Annotated in this window: 20 protein-coding genes; 11 read left to right on the forward strand and 9 right to left on the reverse strand. The window is 66.6% G+C overall.

Going from position 1 to position 24,340, the window contains the following annotated elements:
- Positions 1 to 36 precede the first annotated feature (36 nt).
- The 6 genes from HT578_RS02800 to tpiA all read right to left on the reverse strand — a co-directional run bounded on the left by HT578_RS02800 (position 37) and on the right by tpiA (position 6,751).
- Positions 37 to 1,521: an MFS transporter gene (locus HT578_RS02800; protein ID WP_213502100.1), complete on the reverse strand. Its 1,485-nt coding sequence runs from the start codon at positions 1,519 to 1,521 to the stop codon at positions 37 to 39.
- Between the two features lie 44 nt (positions 1,522 to 1,565).
- Positions 1,566 to 2,291, reverse strand: coding sequence for a PepSY domain-containing protein (locus tag HT578_RS02805; protein WP_213502102.1), 726 nt, complete (start codon positions 2,289 to 2,291; stop codon positions 1,566 to 1,568).
- Between the two features lie 221 nt (positions 2,292 to 2,512).
- Positions 2,513 to 3,574 (reverse strand): oxidoreductase, encoded by a 1,062-nt coding sequence (locus HT578_RS02810; protein WP_239026457.1) that lies wholly within the window; start codon positions 3,572 to 3,574, stop codon positions 2,513 to 2,515.
- Positions 3,571 to 5,202 (reverse strand): CTP synthase, encoded by a 1,632-nt coding sequence (locus HT578_RS02815; protein WP_039393299.1) that lies wholly within the window; start codon positions 5,200 to 5,202, stop codon positions 3,571 to 3,573. Before HT578_RS02815 ends, HT578_RS02810 begins: the two co-directional genes overlap by 4 nt.
- Positions 5,203 to 5,372: 170 nt before the next feature.
- The gene (secG, locus tag HT578_RS02820) at positions 5,373 to 5,765 is read right to left on the reverse strand and encodes a preprotein translocase subunit SecG (protein WP_039393296.1); all 393 of its coding nucleotides are present in this window, start codon (positions 5,763 to 5,765) and stop codon (positions 5,373 to 5,375) included.
- A 227-nt stretch (positions 5,766 to 5,992) separates the two neighbouring features.
- Positions 5,993 to 6,751 carry a triose-phosphate isomerase gene (gene tpiA / locus HT578_RS02825; RefSeq protein WP_039393293.1) on the reverse strand — a complete coding sequence of 253 codons (759 nt, stop codon included), beginning with the start codon at positions 6,749 to 6,751 and terminating at the stop codon, positions 5,993 to 5,995.
- A 444-nt stretch (positions 6,752 to 7,195) separates the two neighbouring features.
- Between tpiA and HT578_RS02830 the strand changes: the two genes are divergently transcribed.
- The 9 genes from HT578_RS02830 (at position 7,196) to lexA (ending at position 16,749) form a co-directional block, all read left to right on the forward strand.
- Positions 7,196 to 9,166, forward strand: coding sequence for a peptidylprolyl isomerase (locus HT578_RS02830; protein ID WP_213502103.1), 1,971 nt, complete (start codon positions 7,196 to 7,198; stop codon positions 9,164 to 9,166).
- Positions 9,167 to 9,217: 51 nt separating this feature from the next.
- Positions 9,218 to 10,765, forward strand: coding sequence for an anthranilate synthase component I (gene trpE, locus HT578_RS02835; protein WP_213502104.1), 1,548 nt, complete (start codon positions 9,218 to 9,220; stop codon positions 10,763 to 10,765).
- Complete coding sequence (locus tag HT578_RS02840; RefSeq protein WP_213502106.1) at positions 10,762 to 11,598, forward strand: phosphodiester glycosidase family protein; 837 nt, start codon at positions 10,762 to 10,764, stop codon at positions 11,596 to 11,598. Before trpE ends, HT578_RS02840 begins: the two co-directional genes overlap by 4 nt.
- A complete protein-coding gene (locus HT578_RS02845; RefSeq protein ID WP_213502108.1) occupies positions 11,595 to 12,191 on the forward strand; it encodes an anthranilate synthase component II in 597 nt (198 codons plus the stop codon). Before HT578_RS02840 ends, HT578_RS02845 begins: the two co-directional genes overlap by 4 nt.
- Positions 12,188 to 13,198 carry an anthranilate phosphoribosyltransferase gene (gene trpD, locus HT578_RS02850; RefSeq protein ID WP_213502110.1) on the forward strand — a complete coding sequence of 337 codons (1,011 nt, stop codon included), beginning with the start codon at positions 12,188 to 12,190 and terminating at the stop codon, positions 13,196 to 13,198. Before HT578_RS02845 ends, trpD begins: the two co-directional genes overlap by 4 nt.
- Positions 13,199 to 13,212: 14 nt before the next feature.
- Positions 13,213 to 14,004, forward strand: coding sequence for an indole-3-glycerol phosphate synthase TrpC (gene trpC / locus HT578_RS02855; protein WP_213502112.1), 792 nt, complete (start codon positions 13,213 to 13,215; stop codon positions 14,002 to 14,004).
- Positions 14,005 to 14,201: 197 nt separating this feature from the next.
- A complete protein-coding gene (gene moaC / locus HT578_RS02860; RefSeq protein ID WP_213502113.1) occupies positions 14,202 to 14,699 on the forward strand; it encodes a cyclic pyranopterin monophosphate synthase MoaC in 498 nt (165 codons plus the stop codon).
- Entirely contained in the window at positions 14,696 to 15,943 is a 1,248-nt protein-coding gene (locus tag HT578_RS02865) for a molybdopterin molybdotransferase MoeA (RefSeq protein ID WP_239026458.1), read from the forward strand. Before moaC ends, HT578_RS02865 begins: the two co-directional genes overlap by 4 nt.
- A gap of 122 nt (positions 15,944 to 16,065) precedes the next feature.
- Positions 16,066 to 16,749 (forward strand): transcriptional repressor LexA, encoded by a 684-nt coding sequence (lexA, locus tag HT578_RS02870; RefSeq protein ID WP_213502114.1) that lies wholly within the window; start codon positions 16,066 to 16,068, stop codon positions 16,747 to 16,749.
- A gap of 27 nt (positions 16,750 to 16,776) precedes the next feature.
- On the opposite strand, the gene HT578_RS02875 is transcribed toward lexA, so the two are convergent.
- Positions 16,777 to 19,122, reverse strand: a complete 2,346-nt coding sequence (locus HT578_RS02875) for a ComEC/Rec2 family competence protein (protein WP_239026459.1) — start codon at positions 19,120 to 19,122, stop codon at positions 16,777 to 16,779.
- Between HT578_RS02875 and gltX the strand changes: the two genes are divergently transcribed.
- Together gltX and HT578_RS02885 are read left to right on the forward strand one after the other, a co-directional pair.
- The gene (gene gltX, locus HT578_RS02880) at positions 19,085 to 20,554 is read left to right on the forward strand and encodes a glutamate--tRNA ligase (RefSeq protein WP_213502115.1); all 1,470 of its coding nucleotides are present in this window, start codon (positions 19,085 to 19,087) and stop codon (positions 20,552 to 20,554) included. The two genes, HT578_RS02875 and gltX, sit on opposite strands and share 38 nt — an antisense overlap.
- A gap of 13 nt (positions 20,555 to 20,567) precedes the next feature.
- Complete coding sequence (locus tag HT578_RS02885) at positions 20,568 to 21,851, forward strand: citrate synthase (RefSeq protein ID WP_039393269.1); 1,284 nt, start codon at positions 20,568 to 20,570, stop codon at positions 21,849 to 21,851.
- Positions 21,852 to 21,980: 129 nt separating this feature from the next.
- Here HT578_RS02885 and HT578_RS02890 read toward each other — a convergent pair whose 3' ends face one another.
- Together HT578_RS02890 and HT578_RS02895 are read right to left on the reverse strand one after the other, a co-directional pair.
- The gene (locus tag HT578_RS02890; RefSeq protein ID WP_213502116.1) at positions 21,981 to 23,363 is read right to left on the reverse strand and encodes a sensor histidine kinase; all 1,383 of its coding nucleotides are present in this window, start codon (positions 23,361 to 23,363) and stop codon (positions 21,981 to 21,983) included.
- The gene (locus HT578_RS02895) at positions 23,353 to 24,324 is read right to left on the reverse strand and encodes a hypothetical protein (RefSeq protein ID WP_213502117.1); all 972 of its coding nucleotides are present in this window, start codon (positions 24,322 to 24,324) and stop codon (positions 23,353 to 23,355) included. Before HT578_RS02895 ends, HT578_RS02890 begins: the two co-directional genes overlap by 11 nt.
- Positions 24,325 to 24,340 lie beyond the last annotated feature (16 nt).

The following is a 24,340-nucleotide window of genomic DNA, read 5'->3' on the forward strand; positions in this document are numbered from 1 at the left end:
GCGGTCCGCACACGCGGGCCGCCCTTTTTCGCGTAGTTACCCGCCGTCCTCATCGTGCCAGGACAGGGGCCGCGCCACGGCCTCCAGCGCCTTGCGCTCGTTATCGAGTCCGAAGCGCCAGCCCACGAAGGCGGCCAGCAGCATGAGCGCGCTGGCAAGGAGATAGCCGCCCAGCACGTCCGCGCGCGATCCGCTCTCGATGAGGACACCGAAGAGCCAGGGCGCCATGACCCCGCCGATCCCCGTGCCCAGCGCATAGAACACCGCAATGGCCAGCGCGCGCACTTCGAGCGGGAAACTCTCGGCCACGGTCAGATAGGCCGAGGAGGCGGCGGCCGAGGCGAAGAAGAACGTCACGCTCCAGCACAGGGTCTGCGTGGTGGCATCGAGCATCTCAAGCCGGAAGGCGAGGCCCGTCGCGGCGAGCAGAAGCCCCGAGACGCCATAGGTCAGCGCGATCATCGGACGCCGCCCCCAACTGTCGAACAGGGGGCCCAGCAGCAGCGGCCCGAGCACGTTGCCCACCGCGAAAGGCAGCACGTACCAGCCCACCCGGTCCGAAGGCACGCCATAGAAATCGCTCAGGATCAGGGCGTAAGTGAAGAAGATCGCGTTGTAGAGGAAGGCCTGCGCCGCCATCAGAACAAGGCCAAGCGCGGTGCGGCGCGGATACGTGCGAAAGAGCGCCTCCCACACTTCGCGCAAGGGCGTGGCGCGGCGTGCCTTGAGACGGGCCTTCGGAGTTTCACCCTGAATGGTGAGCCCTTGCGTCTGCGTGCGCGCCTCGATCTCACCCACGATGGCCTCGGCCTTGGCACCCTGCCCGTGAGTGAGCAACCAGCGCGGGCTCTCCGGGATGTGGCGGCGCAGCGCGATCACGATGAGCCCCGTCACCGCCCCGAAGCCAAAGGCAATGCGCCAGCCGACATCGGGGGCAAAGAGGCGCGGATCGAGCACCACCACCGAGAGCGCGCCCGCAACCCCTGCCCCCACCCAGTACGAGCCGTTGATGACAAGGTCGGTCCAGCCCCGGCGGCGCGCGGGGATCAGCTCCTGAATGGCCGAATTGATCGCGCTGTACTCCCCCCCGATCCCGGCGCCGGTGAGAAAGCGCATGAGCGCAAAGCTCGGCAGGTCCCAGGTAAAAGCCGTGCCTGCCGTGGCGAGGAGGTAGATCAGAAGCGTCAGCGTGAAGAGCCGCTTGCGCCCCAGCCGGTCGGTCAGCCAGCCGAAGAACAGAGCGCCCGTGACCGCACCTGCCAGATACAGGCTGTTCGCCAGCCCGATCTCGCGCGCGGAAAAGGCGAGCACCGGGCTCTCGCGCAAGGCGGGCGCAATCGAGCCGGTCAGCGTGACTTCCAGCCCGTCGAGAATCCAGGTGATGCCCAGCGCGCAGACCACCAGCCAGTGAAAGCGCGACCACGGCAGGCGGTCGAGCCGGGCCGGAACGTCGCTTTCGATCACGCCCTCAGGCCATGGCGTGTCCGCCCCCTGCCCCTCACCTTGATGCCCGGTTGCCATGCCCCCATGCTAGCGAGCGGCGGAGCAAGAGCAAGCTCAGCGACTTAGCGCCGCTTGCGGGGACGAGGCAGGCGCGGAAATCGGTTTGCCAGAAGCACGAAACCCGAAAGCGCGATGGCCGTGCCGCCCAGCGCAAAGACGAACAGCCACCAGCTGTTGATCCTCTCGCGCAGCGTCCAGTCCATGATGTGCAGGCCCCACACAAGGTCGAAGACACGCCAGGTGTCGCTGCGCGCGGCAAGCACCGCCCCGCTCGACGCATCGATGTAGAGCCGGGTGCGATCCGGGTCCGCGAACGTCACCTGCCAGGCCGGAAACGGCCCGCCGTACTCGGTCCCGACCGGCGCGCGCACGGGCAAGACGCCCTGCACGTCTGTCGGCGCCCCTTTCCACGCACCCTGTGCAATCTCGGAAGCCGTGCGGGCCGAAAGCGGGGAAAGCCGGCGACCGGATACCGGATCGTGCAGGGCGGCCGAACCATCGCGGCGGCGCACTTCGATGACGCTCTGCCCGTTCACCGCGCGCGTCGTGACCGCGACAAGCGTGCCGTCGTTCGCCAGCCACGAGGGCACCGGGGCATCGGCGGGAAGCGCCCCCGGCGTGCGCGCGATGACATGCTCGGAACGCACATGCTCGATCTTGAGCCAGGACATGATCGCTCCCGAGCCCATCCACAGGAGGACCTGGATCCCCACACAGACTGCCAGCCATTTGTGAAGGCGACTGCCCAGGATGTGCAGCTTCTGCTTGCGCGAACGCGGTAAAGCCACGTGTTCCCCCCTCTTCGCCAGGCCCACAACGATGAGAGCCCGAACACCCAAGGTTTCGCGAAAAGACGGGAAAGGCAACAGGAAGGTAGGAAGGAAATGATCCAAGGGGCCATTGCCCCTTGACCCCGAAATGGGCAGCGTCGCCTTTCTCGGCCTGCGTCGCGCGCGGGACGTGAGCTGGACAGTTCGGGGAGCCCGAGGGCAATGGCCCTCGGCAAATCCTACTTCCGACCTGCCTCTTCCAACACCTCGGCCAGCGCCACGCGCTGCCCGGTCCGGCTCGCCGTGCGCGCGGCCTCGATCACCGCCTGGACGAGGACGATGTCCTCACCCGACACCGCGACCGGCTTCTCGCCCCGGCACGCGGCGGCGACATCCTCGTAGAAACGTTCCTGGCACCCACGCGGAAGGGGCGTCTCGTGGCGAGCACCTTCGCCATCAAAGCGCACCAGCGGTTCGGGATCGCGGCCCCAGTCGGGATCGCCGGGGCGCATGCCCGCAACGGATTGGGCTTCCTGTGGATCGATGCCGTTCTTCAGAAGTGAGCCGCCCGTGCCGTGGACACGGAAGCGAGGTTCGCCGCCCGCCACGCACATTCCGGCATGAAGGATGGCGCGCAACTGTGGGTAGTGGAGCGTGACGTGCGCGTAGTCGTCCGACCGGCCGCCCTCGCGCAGCGCTGCGATATCGGCGCTTACGGCTTCGGGCGCACCGAACAGGCACAGCGCCTGATCGACAAGGTGGGGACCAAGATCGAACCACACGCCCGAGCCTTCGCTGCCGTCCTCGCGCCAGCGCTCGCGCACCTTGGGGCGGAAGCGGTCGAAGTGGGATTCGAAGTGGACGACGCGGCCGATCTCCCCTGCCGCAATGGCCGCTTCGATGGCGAGGAAATCGGCATCACCGCGCCGGTTGTGAAAGGCGGTGACGACGCGGTTTGCCCTCTTGGCGCGCGCGACAAGATCCTGCGCGCTCGCCAGATCGAGGGTGAAGGGCTTGTCGACGACGACGTGCTTGCCCGCGTCGAGCGCCTGCTGGGCCAGCTGCGCATGCGTGGCGCTGGGGGTGGCGATCACGACAAGGTCGATCGCGGGATCGTCCAGCAGATCGACGATGTCGGGCACCCGTGCGAGGCCGGGCAGAGGCAGCTCGGCCTCGGCCCGGCGGCTTACCACCGCGCGCAGGTCAAGGCCGGTGCAGGCCGCAATGTAGGGTGCGTGAAACACCCGCGCGGCCATGCCGTTTCCGACAAGACCCACGCCAAGGCGCGGCGAAGCACTCAAACCAGGCGCGAGTGCTGGAGCGCGGCCGCCACGAAGCCCGAGAACAGCGGGTGCGGTTCAAACGGACGCGACTTAAGTTCGGGGTGGAACTGCACGCCCACGAAGAACGGGTGATCGGGACGCTCGACGATTTCGGGCAGCAGGCCATCGGGCGACATGCCCGAGAAGATCAGGCCGTCCTTTTCGAGCGCGTCGCGGTACTTGCCGTTGACTTCGTAGCGGTGGCGGTGGCGCTCGGAAATCTCGGTCGCGCCGCCGTAGATGCTGGAAACCTGGCTGTTGCCGTCCAGCTTGGCGGTGTAGGCGCCAAGGCGCATGGTGCCGCCCAGATCGCCGCCTTCGGCGCGGGTTTCCAGGCCTTCCTTGCCCATCCACTCGGTGATGATGCCCACCACCGGCTCGTCGGTCGGGCCGAACTCGGTCGAGCTTGCCGCAGCGATGCCCGCCGCGCGCGCGCCCTCGATGCAGGCCATCTGCATACCCAGGCAAATGCCGAAGAAGGGCACCTTGCGCTCGCGCGCAAAGCGCACCGCCGCGATCTTGCCCTCGGTCCCGCGCTCACCGAAGCCGCCGGGCACGAGAATGCCGTGCATGGGTTCGAGCGCGTGCGCGATCTCGGCATCGGACTGCTCGAAGATTTCCGCGTCGAGCCACTTGATCTTGACCTTGGCCTTGTTGGCCATGCCGCCATGGACGAGCGCCTCGTTCAGCGACTTGTAGGCATCGGGCAGGCCGACGTACTTGCCCACGACACCGATGGTGACTTCGCCTTCCGGGTTCTGGAAGCGATCGACGATGCCGGTCCAGCGCGACAGTTCCGGCGCGGGCGAATTGAGGCCGAAGTGATGCAGCACCTCGGCGTCGAGACCCTCGGCGTGGTACTGGAGCGGCACCGCGTAGATGTTGGGCGCGTCGAGCGCAGGAATGACCGCTTCGCGGCGCACGTTGCAGAACAGAGCGATCTTGGCGCGCTCGCTCTCGGGCAGTTCGTGCTCGCAGCGGCACAGAAGGATGTCGGGCTGGATGCCAAGGCCGGTCATCTCGCGCACCGAGTGCTGGGTCGGCTTGGTCTTCAGCTCACCCGCCGCCGCAATGTAGGGCACCAGCGTGACGTGGACGAAACAGGTGTTCTCGCGGCCCAGCTCGTTGCGCATCTGGCGCAGCGCCTCGATGAAGGGCAGGCCTTCGATGTCGCCCACCGTGCCGCCGACTTCGCACAGCACGAAGTCGAGGTCCTCGGTGTCGGCCTGCGCGAAGTTCTTGATCGCGTCGGTGACGTGCGGGATGACCTGGACGGTGGCGCCGAGGTAGTCGCCGCGGCGCTCCTTGGCGATGATATCCTGGTAGATGCGGCCCGAGGTGATGTTGTCGCCCTGGTGCGCCGAGACGCCGGTGAAGCGTTCATAGTGGCCAAGGTCAAGGTCGGCTTCCGCACCGTCGTCGGTCACGAAGACCTCGCCGTGCTGGTACGGGCTCATCGTGCCCGGGTCGACGTTGAGATAGGGGTCGAACTTGCGGATTCGCACTCGGAACCCACGGGCCTGCAGCAACGCGGCCAGGCTGGCGGCCATGAGGCCCTTGCCAAGCGAGGAGACCACGCCGCCGGTGATGAAGATGTGCCGCGCCATGGGAATTGGGCCTTAAATTGCGTGGGGGGTTCAGCGCAAGCGCCAAGAACCCGAATCCACAGGTCAAACTCAATAAAATGCCGCCTGACTGCGCCAGACGGCATTTCGGTTACAATGCTGTTTCGAGACGGCTCCGGACTTTCCGATCCGAACTCGCCTTCGCGAAGCTCTTACTGCTGCGCGGCTCCGGCGAGCGGATCGTCGTTCGCGGGGGCCGCTGCGGCACCCGCCTCCGATTCGCCACCAGCCGAGCCGGCAAGCGGGTCTGCCGGGGCTTCCTGAGCCGCCGGTTCACCGCCACGCTGCAGCGAGGTATCGATATCGCCGACGCTGTTGGCGTCGACCGCCATCGCGGCAAGAAGAATGCTGAGAACCACGAAAAGACCGGCGAGGATCGAGGTCGCCCGGGTCAGGAAATCGGCCGCGCCGCGCGCCGACATCAGGCCGCCGGGATTGCCCCCGCCGCCGACGCCAAGGCCACCGCCCTCGGACTTCTGAACCAGGATAACACCGACCAGGGCGGCAGCTACCAGCGCCTGGACGACGGTCAGGAAAACAAACATCAGCTCGATCTCAGCTCTTCTCAACGGGCCTGCAAACAAGATCACAGACCGCAATCACAAGCGGCGCAGATAAGCGCAACGCCCCCCGAACGCAACCCGGCCCGGACACGGGATTCGACATGCACGGCCGCGCAGACACGACAACCCTGCCGCCCTCACCCAGCCTTGTCCGCGCGCGGGCGCGAGCAAGTACCGGAAGATCAGGCGCTTACTTCGTCACCTACAGCTCAGTCGGCGGCCAGCGTCGCGGCCGCGCCGACGATGGAGAGGAAGCTCTCCGCGCTCAGGCTCGCCCCACCGACGAGCGCACCGCCCACCTCGGGGACCGAAAGCAGCTCGGCGGCGTTCTCGGCCTTGACCGAACCGCCGTAGAGGATGCGCACGCCCGTACCGCTCTCGCCGTAGAGCTCGACCAGCTTGGCGCGGATCGCGCGGTGCATCGCCGCGACATCCTCGACCGAAGGAACGCGGCCCGTGCCGATCGCCCAGATCGGCTCGTAGGCCACGGAAAACTTTTCGGGCGCCTGTTCGCCCTGCGGGCACGAAGCGGCGACCTGGGCCGCGACGACGCTTTCCGCCTCGCCTGCATCGCGCTGCGCTTCGCTTTCGCCCACGCACAGGATGACGCCCAGGCCCGCGGCGATGGCCGCGTCCGCCTTGGCCTGTACGTCCGCGTCGCTTTCGCCATGCAGCGTGCGGCGTTCGGAGTGGCCGACGATGGTGAAGTCGGCACCGGCGTCCTTGAGCATCGGGGCGGAGATGTCACCGGTGAAGGCGCCGCTCTCCTGAATGTGGCAGTCCTGACCACCAACGCCAATGATTTCAGCGGCATCACGTGTACGGTAGATAAGCGTCGCGGGCGGCGCGACGGCCACCTGAACCCTGGGGAAACGTCCCGCGGCACGGTCGATCGCGCGCACTTCGTTCAGCATCGCGCGCGTGCCGTTCATTTTCCAGTTTCCGACGATGTAAGGCAATCCGGCCATCTTGGTCCCTTGATCAAATCGACGACACACCGAGCGAATCCCGCAGATAGGGGAATCGGAACGCCGTTGTAGCGGGGCGCTGCTAGGCCAGCACTAGCGGATTTGTCAAAGCCGGGGGAGACTTCTCTTTCCACTGCGCCCAATTCGGGACCGCCCAGGAGCGACGACTGCACGCGCCGGAAACGAGCCCCCGGAATATTCGCACGAAGGAGCAAGCAAGCCTCCATTCATCGAGGCCGCGCCACCACGGGGCTCTGTCGCACCGCACCCGCGTGTCCGAAACCACAGAAATCGGGCGCAAAGCGATGCGATGCCATTGCAGGACGGCGAAAGCCCCCCTAAAGCCTGCGCCATTTCCCGCCTCCTGCATGAAGGCCCCTGCCCCGGCAGGTGGTCCCGGGCAGGAGCGCTTCACAGACCGCTCAGTCAACGGCCGGACAGGACATGCTCAGCTTCTTCAGATCGTTCATCAAGTCCAAGATCGGCGCGGCCATCGCGCTGGTCGTGCTCGGCGTCATCGCCCTCGCCTTCGCCAGCGGCGACATCGCCGGCATCCAGGGTGCGGGCAGCGCAGGCGATGCCAACACCGTGGCCAGCGTCGGCGACGAGACCATCGACGCCAATGAACTGGCACAGGGCGCGAACTCCGCGCTGCGCCGCGTTCAGCAGAACAACCCGCAGGCCTCGATGAGCCAGCTGCTCGCGCAGGGCGGGCTCGACACGATCCTCGACGAGCTGGTCCAGCGCACCGCCTTCTTCGCCTTCGGCAAGGAGCACGGGATCGTCGCCGGGGACCGCCTGGTCGACAGCGAGATCGCGCAGATCGCCGCGTTCCAGGGCGTCGACGGCAAGTTCGACCAGAACACCTTCCGCCAGGCGCTCGCCCAGCAGGGCCTCTCCGAGAAGGCGCTGCGCGAGGACATCGCGCAAGGCCTTGTCGGCCAGCAGCTCGCCAGCCCGGCGCAGTTCGGCGCGAAGATGCCCGCCTACATGGCCAAGCGCTACGCCGCGATGATCGACGAGACCCGCAGCGGCTCGGTCCTGGCCCTGCCCTCGATGCTGTTCGTGCCCGAGGATGAGCCCGACACGAAGACGCTCAAGGCCTTCTACGACAGCCACACCCAGAACTTCATCCGGCCCGAGCGCCGCATGATGCGCTACGCGCAGTTCACCATCGATTCGATGTCGGCGCCCGCCGCCCCCACCGACGCGCAGATCGAAGCGGCCTACAAGGCCAACGCCGCGCGCTACGCCGCCAAGGACGACCGCCGCATCACCCAGGTGATCGCGCCGACCGAGGACGCGGCCAAGGCCATCGTCACGGCCGTCAAGGGCGGCAAGACGCTCGAAGCGGCCGCCACCGAAAAGGGTCTCTCCGCGGCCAAGCTGGAATTCTTCAGCCGCAAGGACCTCACCGACCAGTTCGCCAAGCCCGTCTCCGATGCGGTCTTCGCCGCCAAGGTGGGCGAGCTTGCCGCTCCCGCCAAGTCGGCGCTGGGCTGGCACGTCGTGCGCGTCGAGGAAGAAAGCACCAAGCCTGCGCGCACCCTCGCGGACGCACGCGACGAACTCGTTACCGAGCTCGAAGCCGATGCGAAGCGCAAGGCGTTCGCCGCCAAGCTCGAAGGCATCGAGGACCAGTTCGCCGACGGTGCGAGCCTGCCCGAAGTTGCCAAGTCGCTGGGTGTCGAGGTCGAGACCACCGGCCCCGTCACCGCCGATGGCCGCATCTACGGCGAAATCGACAAGAGCGTCGATGAGGGCCTCCAGCCGCTTCTCGCCACCGTCTTCAAGATGCAGCAGGAGCAGCCCCAGCTCACCCAGATGGGCCAGGGCCAGAACTTCGAGGCGAACCGTCCCTTCGTGATCTACGACGTGACCGAGATCACTCCCTCCGCGCCCGCGCCGTTCGACGACATCCAGGACGACGTGAAGTCGGCCTGGGCGCTCGACGCCGGTTCGAAGGCGGCCAAGGCCGCCGCGCTCAAGGTGCGCAAGGCCATGGCCGGGGGCAAGACCATGGCCCAGGCCATGAAGGACCTGGGCAAGCGCCTGCCCCCGATCGAGGAGCTGGGCATGTCGCGCGCGACGCTCAGCCGCGCGCTCCAGGAAGGCCGCCAGGTGCCCCCGCCCGTCTCGCTCATGTTCCACATGACCAAGGACAGCGTGAAGGTGCAGTCGGCCGACGGCGAGCGCGGATGGTTCGTGGTCCAGCTCAAGGACATCAAGGCCGGCAAGGTTCAGTCCGACGAGATGATCGCGCAGGCCCGCCAGGAACTGGGCGCCCAGATGGGCAACGCCTTCGTCACCTCGCTCGGCCATGCCGTCGCCGGGGAAATGAAGGTCGAGAAGAACGCCGCGACCATCAAGGCCGTGCGCGAGCGCCTGGGCGGCACCGCCCAGCCCGGCGCCTGATCGCCCTCCACCACCTTCCACACACCATCCGATAACGAAACCAGCAGGACCATGACGACACAGCGCCAGACCAGCAGCGATGCCATCCGTACCGACGCCCAGACGCGGCTCTCGAACGGAAAGCCCGCGCTGGTCTGGCGCCGTCTCGTGGCCGATACCCAGACGCCGGTGGGCGCCGCGCTCAAGCTGTTCGAGGACGGCCGCGGCGACTTCCTGCTCGAATCGGTGGAAGGCGGCGCCCAGCGCGGGCGCTACAGCCTTCTCGGCCTCGACCCCGACCTGGTCTTCCGCGCGCAGGGCCACGAGGCCCAGATCAACCGCACCTGGAAGAGCGACACCGACGCCTTCACCCCTCTTCCGGGCGACAGCCTGGTCGAACTGCGCACGCTGGTCGAAAGCTGCCGCATCGACGTTCCCGCCGAACTCCCGCCTGCGCTCGCCTGCGTGGTCGGGTACTTCGGCTACGAGACCATCGGCCTTGTCGAGAAGCTGCCGCGCGCGCCGCAGAGCGAACTCGACGTGCCCGACATGCTCTTCGTGCGCCCCTCGATCCTGCTCGTCTTCGACAGCCTGGGCGACGAGCTCTTCTGCATCGCCCCGCTCTGGCCCGAGAGCGCGGCCGACCCGGCCCGCGCCATCGAGGCCGCCGAAGACCGCATCGCCGAGACGCTGCGCCGCCTCAACGAGCCGGTGCCCGCCAGCCCCGTCCTCACGGACCTTCCCGAGCCGGTCCAGACCCCGGTCCTCAAGCCCGGTGAATACGAGGCGATGGTCACGCGCGCCAAGGACTACATCACGGCGGGCGACATCTTCCAGATCGTGCTTGCGCAGCGCTTCACCTGCGAGTTCCCGCTGCCCCCGCTCGCGCTCTACCGCGCGCTGCGCCGCGTGAACCCCTCGCCCTTCCTCTACTTCCTCGACTTGCCTGGCTTTGCCGTCGTCGGCTCGAGCCCGGAGATCCTCGTGCGCGTACGCAAGGATGAGGACGGCCAGCCGCAGGTCACCATCCGCCCGATCGCGGGCACCCGCCCGCGCGGCAAGACCGAGGCCGAGGACAAGGCCAACGAGATCAGCCTGCTCGACGACCAGAAGGAACGCGCCGAGCACCTCATGCTGCTCGACCTTGGCCGCAACGATGTCGGTCGCGTCTCCACGGCGGGCTCGGTCGAGGTGACCGACAGCTACACCATCGAGCGCTACAGCCACGTCATGCACATCGTCTCGAACGTGGTCGGAACGCTCGACACCAGGACCCACGATGCCATCGACGCGGTCTTTGCCGGTTTCCCGGCGGGCACCGTCTCGGGCGCGCCCAAGGTCCGCGCCTGCCAGATCATCGCCGAGCTCGAACCCGAAACGCGCGGCGCCTACGCGGGCGGCGTCGGGTACTTCTCACCCGACGGCTCGCTCGATTCGTGCATTGTCCTGCGCACCGGCGTCCTCAAGGACGGGGTGCTCCACGTTCAGGCGGGCGCAGGCATCGTCGCCGACAGCGACCCGACCTCGGAACAGAACGAGTGCCTCCACAAGTCGGGCGCGCTCTTCGCCGCCGCACGCGAGGCGATCCGCATCGCCGGGGAACCGGGCTTCGGACAGTGAACCGCGCACGGGCGGCTCTCGCCCCCGCTGCGCTGGCCCTGCTGCTGCTCGGCGCCTGTTCCTCCACCGAGAACGCCGCCGAGGTCCCGCCGTCCCCGGCCTGCGAAAGCGCACGCTTCGAAGGCACGGCCTTCGTGCACTGCACGGCCGTGCCCGGCCGCCACGCGATCCACACCGTGCTCGCGCCCGAGAACGGCGCGCCCTACCGCACGCTGAGCCAGCTCGCCGTCAGCCGACCCGAGGGCAGCGCGCCTGTCGCCTTCGCGATGAATGCGGGCATGTACGACAGCGCAGGCCAGCCCATCGGCTACTACGTCGAGGAGGGCGAGCGCGTCCACGCGCTCAACACCAACGAGGGCCCGGGCAACTTTCACCTGCTGCCCAACGGCGTCTTCTTTGGCGATGCCCAGGGGCACTGGCGGGTGATGACGTCCGGCGACTTCGCCGCGAAAGTCACGCACCGCCCCGCCTTCGGCACGCAGTCGGGGCCAATGCTGGTGATCGACGGCAAGCTGCACCCGGCCATCGATCCCGACGGCACCTCGCACAAGCTGCGCAACGGCGTGGGCGTCGATGCGACGGGCCGCGCGCACTTCGTGATCGCCGAGGAGCCCGTCTCCTTCGGCAAGCTCGCCCGCTATTTCCGCGACGACCTGCACTGCGCCAACGCGCTCTTCCTCGACGGCTCGGTCTCCTCCTTGTGGGACCCCGAGCATGGCCGGCTCGACACCGGACCCGAGCTTGGCCCCTTGATCGTCGTCGAGAAACGCGCGAAGGCGCAAGACACACAGATGCAAGGCGCACCGGCGCAAGGCCAGAAGGCAAACCCATGATCCTCGTCATCGACAATTACGACAGCTTCACCTGGAACCTGGTCCACTACGTCATGGAACTGGGTGCCGAGGTGAAGGTGGTGCGCAACGACAGCCTCACCGTCGAAGAGGCGCTGGCCTCGGGCGCAAAGGGCTTCCTCGTCTCGCCCGGCCCCTGCACCCCGAACGAGGCGGGCATCAGCCTCGACCTCGTCGGCGCGGCGGCCGAGAAGGGCCTGCCGCTGCTGGGCGTGTGCCTGGGCCACCAGTCGATCGGCCAGTTCTTCGGCGGGAAGGTCGTGCGCGGCGGTCTGATGCACGGCAAGACCTCGACCATGACGCACGATGGCACCGGCGTCTTTGCGGGGCTCCCTTCGCCCTTCACGGCGACGCGCTACCACTCGCTGATCGTCGAGGACATTCCCGCCTGCCTCAAGGTCAACTGCCGCTCCGAGGACGGCCACGTCATGGGCTTCGCGCACGAAAGCCTGCCCATCCACGGCGTGCAGTTCCACCCCGAGTCCATCGCCACCGAGCACGGCCACGCGATGCTGGCGAACTTCCTTACGATCTGCGGGATCGAGGCAAAGCTTCCCGAAAGGCTGAGCGCGTGAACGCCCTCACCCAGCTTCCCGATACCGCCAGGGCCATTGCCGAGGACGAGGCGCACGACGCCTTCGGCGCAATTCTCGACGGCAAGGTCGACGATGAGGTGGTCAAGGACTTCCTCATCGCCCTTTCCGAGCGCGGCGAGACGGCGAGCGAGATCGCGGGCGCGGCGCGCGCCATGCGCGAACGCATGATCCCCATCGACGCGCCCGAGAACGCCATCGATGTGTGCGGGACGGGCGGCGACGGGCACCACACGCTCAATGTCTCGACCGCGGTCAGCCTGGTGGTCGCGGCCTGCGACGTGCCGGTCGCCAAGCACGGCAACCGGGCGGCCAGCTCCAAGGCGGGCGCGGCCGACACGCTCGAAGCACTCGGCATCGACCTCGACCGCGCCGCGGAAACCGCCGAGGACACCCTCCGGGACATCGGCATCGGCTTTCTCTTTGCGGCCAAGCACCACCCCGCGATGGGCCGCATCATGCCGATCCGCAAGGCCATCGCGCGCCGCACGATCTTCAACCTGATGGGCCCGCTTGCCAACCCGGCCAACGTCTCGCGCCAGCTGGTCGGCATCGCCCGTCCGGCCTATGTCCCCATTTACGCCGAGGCGCTGGCCCGGCTCGGCACGGTCCACTCAATGGTCGTCTCGGGCGACGAGGGCCTCGACGAGCTCAGCCTGGCAGGTGGCAACGAAGTCGCCGACGTTGCGGGCCGCGACGTCGCGATGAAGCGCGTGACCGCCGCCGAGCTTGGCCTGTCGAGCGCCCCGGTCGAAGCCATCCGCGGCGGAGACCCGGCCTTCAACGCGCAGGCCCTGCGGAACCTGCTCCAGGGTGAACCCGGCGCCTACCGCGACGCCGTGCTGCTCAACGCAGCAGGCGCGCTGATGGTCGCGGGCGAAGTCGAGAGCTGGGCCGAAGGCGTCGAGGAAGCCGCCGAGGCCATCGACAAGGGCCTTGCCAACGCCCTCCTCAACTGCTGGATCGCCGCGACCAAACCGCGCGGCTGACAACAGGGAATCCCATGTCCGACAAGCTGACCGAAATCTGCGAGACCAAGCGCGGCGAAGTGACCGTGCGCAAGACCCTCTCGACGCTGGACGAACTCGACGCGCAGGCCTCCTTCCAGAGCGCGCCGCGCGGCTTCGAGGCCGCGCTGCGTACCAAGGCCCAAGGTGGCTTCGCGCTCATCGCCGAGATCAAGAAGGCAAGCCCTTCCAAGGGTCTCATCCGCCCCGACTTCCGGCCCGCCGAACACGCGAAGGCCTATGAAGCGGGCGGCGCGGCCTGCCTCTCGATCCTGACCGACGCGCCCTACTTTCAGGGGCATGAGGATTTCCTTGTCGAGGCCCGCGCCGCGGTTTCGCTGCCGGTGATCCGCAAGGACTTCATGATCGACCCCTGGCAGGTCGCCGAAGCCCGCGCGATCGGGGCCGACGCGATCCTCATCATCGTCGCCGCGCTGGACGATACGCAGATGGCCGAGATCGAGGCCGCCGCGCACGAACGCGGCATGGACTGCCTTGTCGAAGTTCACAACGAAGCCGAGATGGAACGTGCAAGTCGTTTGAAATCAAGGCTTATTGGCGTCAACAACCGTGACCTCAAGCGCTTTGTCACCGACATCGGCATCACCGAGCGGCTCGCCCCGCTTGCGCCCGAGGGCGCGCTCCTGGTCAGCGAGAGCGGCATCAACCGGCACGAGGACCTCGTGCGCCTCTCGGCCTGCGGCGCGCGCACCTTCCTGGTCGGCGAAAGCCTGATGCGCGAGGCCGATGTCGAGGCCGCGACCCGGCGCCTTCTCACCGGCGCCTGAAGAGCGCGAAAAGGGGCTGTCCTACACCGCCGCGATCTGCAAGGATCTCACGCAATGACGCCCCTTCGCGCCTCCTTCCCGACCCTTGCCGAGATGCCGCAGGAAGGGGGCCGGACAGTTGGCCCCCTGGACTGTGTCAACTGTGTCAACCTGATGTCCCCTCCCTGTCATTTACCCTTGCGCCAAGGACCCCTCTCGTGAGCTCATCGCTTAGCCATATCGACACGGACGGCACCGCGCGCATGGTCGATGTCGGCGCCAAGGCCGAAACCCGCCGCCTCGCGGTGGCCAGCGGCACGATCACCATGACCCGCGAGGCGCTCGACGCCGTGCGCGCCGGCGATGCGCCCAAGGGCGACGTGCTGGGAACGGCGCGCATCGCAGGCATCCTCGCGGCCAAGAAGACCGCCGATCTCATCCCGATGTGCCACCCCCTCCCCCTCGATGCGGTGAACCTCGATTTCACCTTCGAGAAAGAGGAAGAGTTCACCGGCTCCATCCGCGCCACCGCGACCGCCTCGATAACCGGCAAGACCGGCATCGAGATGGAGGCCATCACCGCCGTCTCGATCGCGCTTGTCACGATCTACGACATGGCCAAGGCGCTCGATAAGGGCATGGTCATCTCGGATATCCGCCTCGTCGAGAAGCAGGGCGGCAAGTCGGGCCACTGGAAGGCCGAAGGCTGGGTATGAGCACCGCGCCTTCTCCCGACACGCCCGTCATGACGCCCCCGATCCCGCTCGAAGAGGCACAGCGCCGCCTCCTTGCTCTCGCCGATCCGATGCGCCGCGAGCATGTCGACATGACAGGCGCCATCGGCCGCTATCTTGCAGAACCGCTGCTCGCCCGCCGCACCCAGCCCGCCGGGCACCTTTCCGCCATGGACGGCTACGCGGTCACCGATGGCGATCTTGCCGGCCCCTGGACCATCGTGGGCGAGAGTGCCGCCGGGCACCCCTTCACCGGCACCATGGCGCGCGGTGACGCGGTGCGCATCTCGACCGGCGCGCTGCTGCCTTGCGACGCCGCCGCCGTGATCGTGCAGGAAGATCTCACGCGCAGCGACGATGCACTCGCGCTCACCGGCTCAGGCCCCAGCCCGCAGGATCGCCACGTGCGCCGCCTCGGCTCGGACTTCGTGACCGGAAAGGAAGTCCTTCCCGCCGGAACCCGCATCGGCCCTGCGCAGATCGCGCTCGCCGTCTCGGCCGGGCACAGGCACCTACCCGTCTTCCGCGCGCCCGAAGTCGCGATCATCGACAGCGGCGATGAGCTCTCCTCCGACCCGGAGAACTGCGCCACGCACCAGATTCCGGCGAGCAATGGCGCCATGCTGGAGGCAATGGTCGCCGGGCTCGCGGTCCAGACACGCCGCATCGGCCCGGTCGGAGATACGCTCGACGCGCTCCTGGGGGCCTTCGACGAAGCCGCCCATGCCGACGTCATCGTCACCAGCGGCGGCGCGTCCGTTGGCGACCACGACCTCATCCGCCCCGCGCTCGAAGCCTGGGGCGCGAAGCTCGACTTCTGGCGCATCGCGATCAAGCCGGGCAAGCCGCTCCTCGTCGCCACCCGCCCCCGCTCGCAGCGCCGCCAGATCATCATCGGGCTGCCCGGAAATCCGGTGTCTGCACTCGTTACGGGCTACCATTTCCTGCTCCCGCTGCTGCGCCGGCTGATGGGCGCGCTCGATCCTGCTCCTATGGTCGTCACCACCCGCCTCGACGGGGACCTCCCGGCCACCGGCGCACGCCGCGAATTCCTGCGCGGCACCTGGGACGGGGAATGCGTGCGCGCCGTGCGGGTTCAGGACAGCGGGGCCCTGGGCGCTCTTGCGGGCAGTAACGTGCTCATCGAGCGTCCTGCGAACGGACCGGAAACACCGTCTGGCGCAAACGTGCGCATCTACATACTCCAGAACGGCGGTATCGCTTGACGTGGGAAATTCTGTTGCTTAATTGTTCTCAAAATGTTCACAAGTGGAACATCCAGAAGAACAGCTGATGCGCGGGAAGCCGAATTTCCGTGTGCGGCACGCGCAGGAAAGAGGCAGCGAACATGTTGACCCGCAAGCAGCACGAATTGCTCCGGTTCATCCAGACCCGGCTTGACGAAACCGGCATTTCGCCCAGCTTCGAAGAAATGAAGGACGCGCTGGACCTCAAGTCCAAGTCGGGCGTGCACCGACTGATTTCAGCGCTGGAGGAACGCGGCTTCATTCGCCGCCTGCCCAACCGCGCCCGCGCGCTCGAAGTGCTGCGCCGCGCCGACGAAGGCGGCCAGGCGGCCCCTGCGGCCGGCTCGAATGTCATTCCTTTCACAAAGCCCGAGGCCGCCACTCCCGCATCGGCACCCGATGTGATCGAGATCCCCTTGCACGGACGCATCGCCGCGGGCGTCCCGATCGAAGCGCTGGAGGACCAGGCGATCCTGCCCGTTCCCGCCGCGCTTCTGGGCGCGGGTGAACACTATGCGCTGGAGGTCTCCGGCGATTCGATGATCGAAGCGGGCATTCTCGACGGCGACTTTGCCCTCGTGAAGCGCACCGAGATCGCCAACGATGGCGAAATCGTGGTCGCCCTCGTGCGCGGCGAGGAAGCGACGCTCAAGTACCTGCGCCGTGAAAACGGCATGATCCGTCTCGACCCGGCCAACGCGGCCTATGAACCGCAGATCTATGCGGCCGACGAGATCAAGGTGCAGGGCAAGCTCGCAGGCCTCCTGCGTCGCTACTTCCACTGAGCCGACCGGATCGCAGCGCCACGCGCGCTAACGATCCGGAGACGACGGTGATGGCATGGGCGGGATGAGGTCCTGCAAGGACATCTCTCCTGTCCGTCCACGCCACCATCCATGCATGCCCTGCCCCTGCGCGACATTGCGCACCGCGCCGCGCGACAGATCAACGCTCAGGCCTCCCGTCTGGCTGAGCGTCCCCCGGTCAGCCTTGAACCAGCGCGGCCGGCATGCCCGCGGCAGCCAGCGATCCGAAATCACGATGTCAGCCCGGTCGCAGGCGGCGGCGAGCTCTCTTTCGGGTACGATGTCCCGGCTCCTCGACAACAACACGGTCGCTGCACGCTCCCGCATCTGCAAGGTGATCGAACAGAAATCGGCGTTACAGCGCGCGCCCGGATGATCGGGGAGGTAGATCGCCTCCCCGCGCAGCCCCGCATTCTCCTGGAAATTGTCACGCACATAGTCACTGCGCGTGTCGCGCAGCAGCAGCAGCCTTGGCGCATCACGCCCGGCCGTCCGCTCCACAACGCCTACGTTGCGGCCATCCCCGGCGATCAGCAGATCAGGCGGTGCCTGATTATAGAGGACAAGAGAGCCCGCGACGCAGGGGAGAGCGCCCAGCAGACGCGCCTTTCCGACCAATAGGGCCAGCCAGAATCCTCCGGCAAGGAACAACGTGAAGGCCACCTCGCCCATGCCCGGCACCAGCGTCACCGCCCCCGGCTGCGCCGAGACCCAATGCGCCAGTCCCAGCACCGCATTGATGGTCCATCCCACGACGGCCCAGAGCGGCGCACCAAGGGACACGATATCGGCCGCCAGGGCCAGAACCACTCCGGGCATGATCACAAAGGTCGTCAACGGAATTGCGACGAGATTGGCCAAGGAGCCGTAGAGACCGGCCTTGTGAAAGTGGAACAGCGCAATCGGCATCAGGGCGAGCTCGATCACCAGCCCGGTCAGCATGAGCATGCCGAACCAGCGCACGCCGCGCATCCAGGCCGGCTCCTCGCGGGGACCGAGGAAATTGCGCACGGGTGCAGAGGTCGACAAAGCCACGATGGCAAGGACAGCGGCAAAGCTCATCTGGAAGCTTGGTCCCACCACGGCTTCAGGCCATAGAAGCATGACGGCGAATGCCGCCACTGCCAGAATTCGCAAGGACAGTGCTTCGCGCCCCAGCGCCAGGGCACCAAGCACGAGCAGCGCCGCGATACACGAACGAACCGTCGGCACCTGCGCGCCGGTCAGCAGCGTATAGCCAATCCCCCCCAGCGCAGCGAGCCCGGAGGCCAATACCGGCAACCGTACTCGCAGTGCCAAGGCCGGCCACAAGGCGAGCGTGCGCACGGACAGGAAATAAATAAGGCCAATCACGGCCGTCTCGTGGAGCCCGCTTATGGCCAACAGATGCGCGAGGCCGGAATCGCGCATGGCCTGCGCATCGTCGGCCGTGATGCCTCCCCGATCCCCGGTGACGAGCGCCACCGCAATGCCATTCGCCCGCTCATCAACCTGCTCACGAACATGCGCGGCCAGTCGGCGCCGAACGCGTGCCAACGGCGCTTCCCCTCCTTCCGCTGGCTCCAGGACGGTGACGGGCTTCAGGATCGTTCCCGAACCGGCAAGTCCGGCAAACCAGGCCGTTCTTGCAAAATTATAACCACCCGGGAGCAGCGGCGCTGCCGGCGGCATGATCCTCGCCTCAAACTCGATGAGACTGCCCTCGCTGATCTCAGCCGATCGGACAGATTCGCCCTCGGACAGCTCATCCGGCAGGTTGAGCCGGATCTTGAGAGCCCGCCCGCTTGCCTGGTCGCGCGTGGCGACCACCAACCGGCGGCGCGATTGGGCCGATTGCGACTCCACCGCGAGCACCCTCCCCGTGAATGCTCCATACAAAGGCCGCTCGATGGGAGGTGTTCCCACCATCATGGAGCGGCCCCAGATCAGGACGCAGCCCGCCGCGACCGTCAGGGGCACCCAAAAAAAAGCTTGCGAGACAGTTTGAAACGCACCACATCGCCGCCAGCAAACTCGGGTCGCCAAGCTTGCTGCACAGCACAACGCAATGAGGCCTGCCCATTGGGACGGCTTCGGAAGCGCAAACCATGCCGCGATGCCGGTCCCGAAAGCCACGGAAAGCCACGGGACACGATCACGACACGATTGCGAAAGAAATCCTTCGATTGCCGCCAAAGCACTCGACAAGTTGCGTTCGCTGTTCCATTGCCGACCCCGCAATGCAGCGTCTCCGGACATGATGTCCGGGCCCACAATTTTACCGGGTCGGGTGACCTCGATCGCCATGCCCGGAATAGGACAGAAGGTGATTGGAATGGCAAGTGGAAGTGCAACGAGCGGATCGAGCGGCACCAAGGCCGTCGTTACGCGCTTTGCTCCCTCGCCGACCGGCTTTCTGCATATCGGCGGTGCCCGCACCGCGCTGTTCAACTGGCTCTTTGCCCGCCACCACGGTGGCAAGTATCTTCTGCGCATCGAGGACACCGACCGTGCCCGCTCGACCGATGCCGCGATCGAAGCCATCTTCGACGGCCTCTCCTGGCTGGGACTGAATGGTGATGAGGAACCCGTGTTCCAGTTCGCCCGTTCCGAGCGTCACGCCGAAGTCGCCGCGAAGCTGCTGGAGGCCGGACAGGCCTATCGCTGCTACCTGACCAGCGAACAGCTCGCGGAACGCCGCCAGAAGGCGCAGGATGAGCGACGTCCTTTCCGCCTCGACAGCGAGTGGCGCGATGCCGACGCTGCGCAGTGGCCGGATGATCAACCCTACGTGGTGCGCGTCAAGGCTCCGCGCGATGGCGAGACCACCATCGATGACCAGGTCCAGGGCCCGATCACGGTTCAGAACCGCGAGCTCGACGACTTCATCATCCTGCGTTCGGACGGCACGCCGACCTACATGCTGGCCGTGGTTGTCGATGACCGCGACATGGGCGTTACCCACGTCATTCGCGGCGATGATCATATCAACAACGCGTTTCGCCAGCTGGTGATCCTGCGCGCGATGAACGAGATCGAGGGTGGCTGGGAAGACCCTCTCTACGCCCACATTCCACTCATCCACGGCGCTGATGGCGCCAAGCTTTCCAAGCGCCATGGTGCGCTCGGTGTCGATGCCTACCGCGACGAGATGGGCCTCCTGCCCGACGCGGTCTTCAACTACCTGCTGCGCCTCGGGTGGGGCCATGGCGATGAAGAAATCATCAGCCGCGAGCAGGCGGTCGAATGGTTCGACATCACCAATGTCAACAAGGGCGCCTCGCGGTTCGACCTCGCGAAGCTGCAAAATCTCAACGGTCACTACCTGCGCGAAGCGAGCGACGAATATCTCGCCGATCTCGTTCTGCCGCGGCTTGTCGCTGCCGGATACCCGGACGCCGACAAGGCCCTGCTGGCACGCGCCATGGCCGAACTGAAGGTCCGCGCGAAGGACCTCAACGATCTTGCAGAAGGCGCTGTTTTCCTTTTTGCCAAACGTCCTCTCACTATGACCGAGAAGGCGCAGAAGCTCCTGACCGACGAGGCGCGTGAGCGTCTGGCCGCGATCCACGAGCGTCTGAGCGGGGAGCCCGAATGGACCCTTGAGGCTTTGGAAGCCAACCTGAAGGCAATGGCCGCAGAGCTCGAACTGGGCCTCGGCAAGCTCGCACAACCCCTGCGGGCGGCCCTGACGGGTCAGACAACGTCGCCAGGGATTTTTGACGTATTGGTACTTCTTGGCCGGGACGAAAGTCTCGCGCGCATCACAGCGCAGGCCGGGGAGCATACCGAGACACAAGCATAAGGAGTAAGAACTGGTGGGTGATCAGGTTAAACTGAGCGCGGACGGCGCGGATTTGGAATACCCCGTCCTCAAGGGCAGCGTGGGCCCGGAAGTCATCGACATCCGCAAGCTCTACGGCCAGACCGGTAAGTTCACCTTCGACCCCGGCTTCACGTCGACGGCAAGCTGCGAATCCGCGCTGACCTACATCGACGGTGGCGAGGGCGTCCTGCTGCACCGCGGCTACCCGATCGGCCAGCTCGCCGAGAGCTCCTCGTTCATGGAAGTCAGCTACCTGCTGCTGAACGGCGAACTGCCGAGCCAGGACGAGCTCTCGAACTTCGAGTACACGATCAGCCGTCACACGATGATCCACGAGCAGCTGCGTCACTTCTACCAGGGCTTCCGCCGTGACGCGCACCCGATGGCCATCATGTGCGGTATCGTCGGCGCCCTGTCGGCGTTCTACCACGACTCGACCGACATCACCGACCCCGAACAGCGCAAGATCGCCAGCCATCGCCTGATCGCGAAGATGCCGACGATTGCGGCCGCTGCCTACAAGTACTCGGTCGGTCAGCCGATGCTCTACCCGGACAACAACCTGTCCTACACGGGCAACTTCCTGCGCATGACCTTCGGCGTTCCCGCCGAGGAATATGAAGTGATCCCCGCCGTTGAAAAGGCGATGGACCGCATCTTCATCCTGCACGCCGACCACGAGCAGAACGCCTCGACCTCGACCGTGCGTCTCGCCGGTTCGTCGGGCGCCAACCCGTTCGCGTGCATCGCGGCCGGCATCGCCTGCCTCTGGGGCCCGGCCCACGGCGGCGCGAACGAAGCGTGCCTCAACATGCTGCGCGAAATCGGCACTCCCGACCGTATTCCGCACTACATCGAGCGCGCCAAGGACAAGAACGATCCGTTCCGTCTCATGGGCTTCGGTCACCGCGTCTACAAGAACTACGACCCGCGTGCGACGGTCATGCAGTCGACCGTACGCGAAGTCTTCGAAGCGCTCAACGTTCAGGACCCGCTCTTCGAGACCGCCATGCGCCTCGAGGAAATCGCCCTCAACGACCCGTACTTCATCGAGAAGAAGCTCTTCCCGAACGTCGACTTCTACTCGGGCGTCGTGCTTTCGGCGATCGGCTTCCCGACCGACATGTTCACCGTGCTCTTCGCCCTTGCCCGCACCGTGGGCTGGGTTGCGCAGTGGAACGAAATGATCTCGGATCCCGGCCAGCGCATCGGCCGTCCGCGTCAGCTCTACACCGGTCCGACGCAGCGCGACTACGTGCCGCTCAGCCAGCGTTGAGCAGACGGTCAGGAACTGACCATCTGAACGAAGAGGCCTCCGCGATAGCGGGGGCCTTTTTCGTTGCTTTCATGCTTTTTGTGGAAGAGCGCGCGGTTCCGGTCAGCCCCACCCCGTGCGGCAGTGCCGTCAGGGCGCGTCGGGATCTGCGGGCACGGTCAGAATGAAGCGCGCCCCGCGCCCAGGTTCGCTCTCGACCGTGAGATCGCCACCCATGGCCCGGGCGAGGCGGCGTGAGATGAACAGGCCAAGGCCCGACCCCCCATCGCCCACGCGCCCCAGACGCTCGAACTTGTCGAACACGCGGGCCTGCTGCTCGGGCGAGATACCCGGCCCCTCGTCGGCCACGATAACCTGGGCGTTCGCCCCGTCGCCTTCCAGACGTATCCAGATCTGCGAGCCTTCCGGGGAATAGCGGATCGCATTGCCGATCAGGTTCAAAAGCACCTGCAGAACGCGCCGAAATTCCGCGATGGCAGGCAGTGTCTCGCCGGGTTCGGGCGCGATCAGGGCGATGCTCTTTTCCCGCGCCCGTACATTGAGGATACCCGCGGCCTGGCGCGAAACCTCGCCCAGGTCGATCTGGTCCGGCGCGGTCTGGAAGTCGCGGGATTCGACAACTTCCAGATCCGAAAGGTCGTCGAGCAGGTCGAGCAGAAGCTGCCCCGCGCTCGAGATCTCACTGGCATAGCCCGCGTACGCATCGGGCAAGGGACCCGCCATGCGCGTGCGAATGGTCTCCGCATTCGCAATGATTCGGGCAATGGGCTGGCGCAGGACCGGGGCCAGTTCCTGCCCGACCAGACCCCGCCGATTGCTCGGCAGGGCCGCGCCTCCCACCGAAGCCGCTGCCGTGGGAGCCGGAACATCCGAAAGCAGCAGGAGTTCGAAGCCCGCCGGATCGAAACCCGGTTGCATCGCCGGAAGCAGGCGCACCTGGAATGGGCGCGAAGAGGCGGGCACGATCACCCGGCTGCCATCGAGCAGCCGCCAGTGAAGCGGTTGATGGTGGGTCACATTCTCAGGGGGCAGGAAATCGGTCCAGAGCCGTCCGATGCCGTTCTCCATGGCCGCGGCGAGTTCGCGCAATTCCGCGCTTTCCGTCTCAACGGCAAGGATACGCTGCCCCGCGTCCAGGCGGGCCGTCAGCTCGGCCAGATGACGGTCGGTCGCGGCTCTCCGCGCCTCGCTCGCCGTGGAATCCTCGGAAGGCTGGGGCGCGCTGCGCCAATTGCGAATGCGGATATCGCAGCCCTGCCCACCATCGCGCGGCTCGGCTTCCACCCAGGCCGTAACGATCTCGCCGCCATCATGCGCGGACACGGCGCGGGCCAGGCGAAAGCCATAGCGCCTGGCCTTGCGCACCAGCTCCATCAATTCGGGAACGGCGATGGGCCCCGGCAGCTGTCCGCCGCAACGAAGGTGCAGACCGGCCAGCGGCTCATCGGCGCTCAGCAGGCAGTCCTGGGCATCGCTTTGTCCGCGCGCGAGAATGGTGCCGTCAGAACGCATCGGCGTGCCCCCCAACCGAATTGAGAATGGCCGCCGCACGGTCCGCACCAATACTGCCAAAGCCTTCGGGAAGCAGGACATCGGGATGCAAAGCCAGAAACTCCTGCTCGATTGCCCCGGTTTTCAGACCGGCAGCCCGAAGCGAGAGGGCCAGTCGGGCCATCTGCCCCTCGTGTGTCGAGAAGATAACGTGATCGCGCTCCTGCCCCGATGCGAGACCAAGCGCACTCAGGAAAAGGGCCAGTCCCGCGCTGCAGACGGACAGGGCCGCGTGTGCGCCCCCGCCAAGGGCCAGGATAAGCTGCGCGGCCAGCCCGATGCGGGAGGCCCCTTCATCGAAGCGTGCGCGCACTTCGGCTGCCGCGCGCTCACAATCCGCTGTCCAGCGCGGATTCGCGCCGTCCAGCTGGACCAGGGCCATCAGCACGGCATGAAGCAGTTCCCCCGGCAGTTCGACAAGTGGCAGGCGCATGCGACGCTGCGCCTGCCCCCACCGCGCCTGCGCGGCGAGGAAGCGCATGGCGGTGTCCTGGGTTTCCGGGTCGTTCGAGGAGATCAGGGCCTGCAGCAAGGGTGGTACGACCGGGTCGAGAGCATGGCGTGCCTGGAGCCGCTCGGTCAGCTGCCATTCAAGCGCGAGCCCGTGCAGGTGCGTAAGCAGCTGCGGATTGTCGATAAGAGCCTGCCCCAGAAGGGCCGTCTGCGTCCCCTGATCTGCCAGCGAGTCAGGATCGCTTCGGCAGGACGTGAGTGCAGCCATGAGCTGGCCCGCCAGATCGCCCACCATGCCGCGAACGCGCGCAAGGATCTCATCGCTGAAAACCGAGTTGTCCTGGGCGCTTATGAGGTGCCTGAGAATGGGCAGCATCGTTTGCGCCGAGGCATCGCCTCGCGCAAGTTCCTCTCCCATCATGCTTTCCAGCTGACGGGCTCCATCCCTGAAGGCTGCCTGGTCGTTCATGCCATGTGCCTAACCC

This window comes from Novosphingobium decolorationis, assembly GCF_018417475.1.
Lineage (GTDB): Bacteria > Pseudomonadota > Alphaproteobacteria > Sphingomonadales > Sphingomonadaceae > Novosphingobium > Novosphingobium decolorationis.

Excerpts from the sequence above, each read along its gene's own strand:
- secG (WP_039393296.1), bottom strand. The coding sequence starts at position 5,765 with ATGTTTGTTTTCCTGACCGTCGTCCAGGCGCTGGTAGCTGCCGCCCTG.
- trpC (WP_213502112.1), top strand. The coding sequence starts at position 13,213 with ATGTCCGACAAGCTGACCGAAATCTGCGAGACCAAGCGCGGCGAAGTG.
- HT578_RS02800 (WP_213502100.1), bottom strand. The coding sequence starts at position 1,521 with ATGGCAACCGGGCATCAAGGTGAGGGGCAGGGGGCGGACACGCCATGG.
- HT578_RS02890 (WP_213502116.1), bottom strand. The coding sequence starts at position 23,363 with ATGCGTTCTGACGGCACCATTCTCGCGCGCGGACAAAGCGATGCCCAG.
- HT578_RS02830 (WP_213502103.1), top strand. The coding sequence starts at position 7,196 with ATGCTCAGCTTCTTCAGATCGTTCATCAAGTCCAAGATCGGCGCGGCC.
- HT578_RS02845 (WP_213502108.1), top strand. The coding sequence starts at position 11,595 with ATGATCCTCGTCATCGACAATTACGACAGCTTCACCTGGAACCTGGTC.
- HT578_RS02895 (WP_213502117.1), bottom strand. The coding sequence starts at position 24,324 with ATGAACGACCAGGCAGCCTTCAGGGATGGAGCCCGTCAGCTGGAAAGC.
- gltX (WP_213502115.1), top strand. The coding sequence starts at position 19,085 with ATGGCAAGTGGAAGTGCAACGAGCGGATCGAGCGGCACCAAGGCCGTC.
- tpiA (WP_039393293.1), bottom strand. The coding sequence starts at position 6,751 with ATGGCCGGATTGCCTTACATCGTCGGAAACTGGAAAATGAACGGCACG.
- HT578_RS02865 (WP_239026458.1), top strand. The coding sequence starts at position 14,696 with ATGAGCACCGCGCCTTCTCCCGACACGCCCGTCATGACGCCCCCGATC.
- lexA (WP_213502114.1), top strand. The coding sequence starts at position 16,066 with ATGTTGACCCGCAAGCAGCACGAATTGCTCCGGTTCATCCAGACCCGG.
- HT578_RS02815 (WP_039393299.1), bottom strand. The coding sequence starts at position 5,202 with ATGGCGCGGCACATCTTCATCACCGGCGGCGTGGTCTCCTCGCTTGGC.
- trpE (WP_213502104.1), top strand. The coding sequence starts at position 9,218 with ATGACGACACAGCGCCAGACCAGCAGCGATGCCATCCGTACCGACGCC.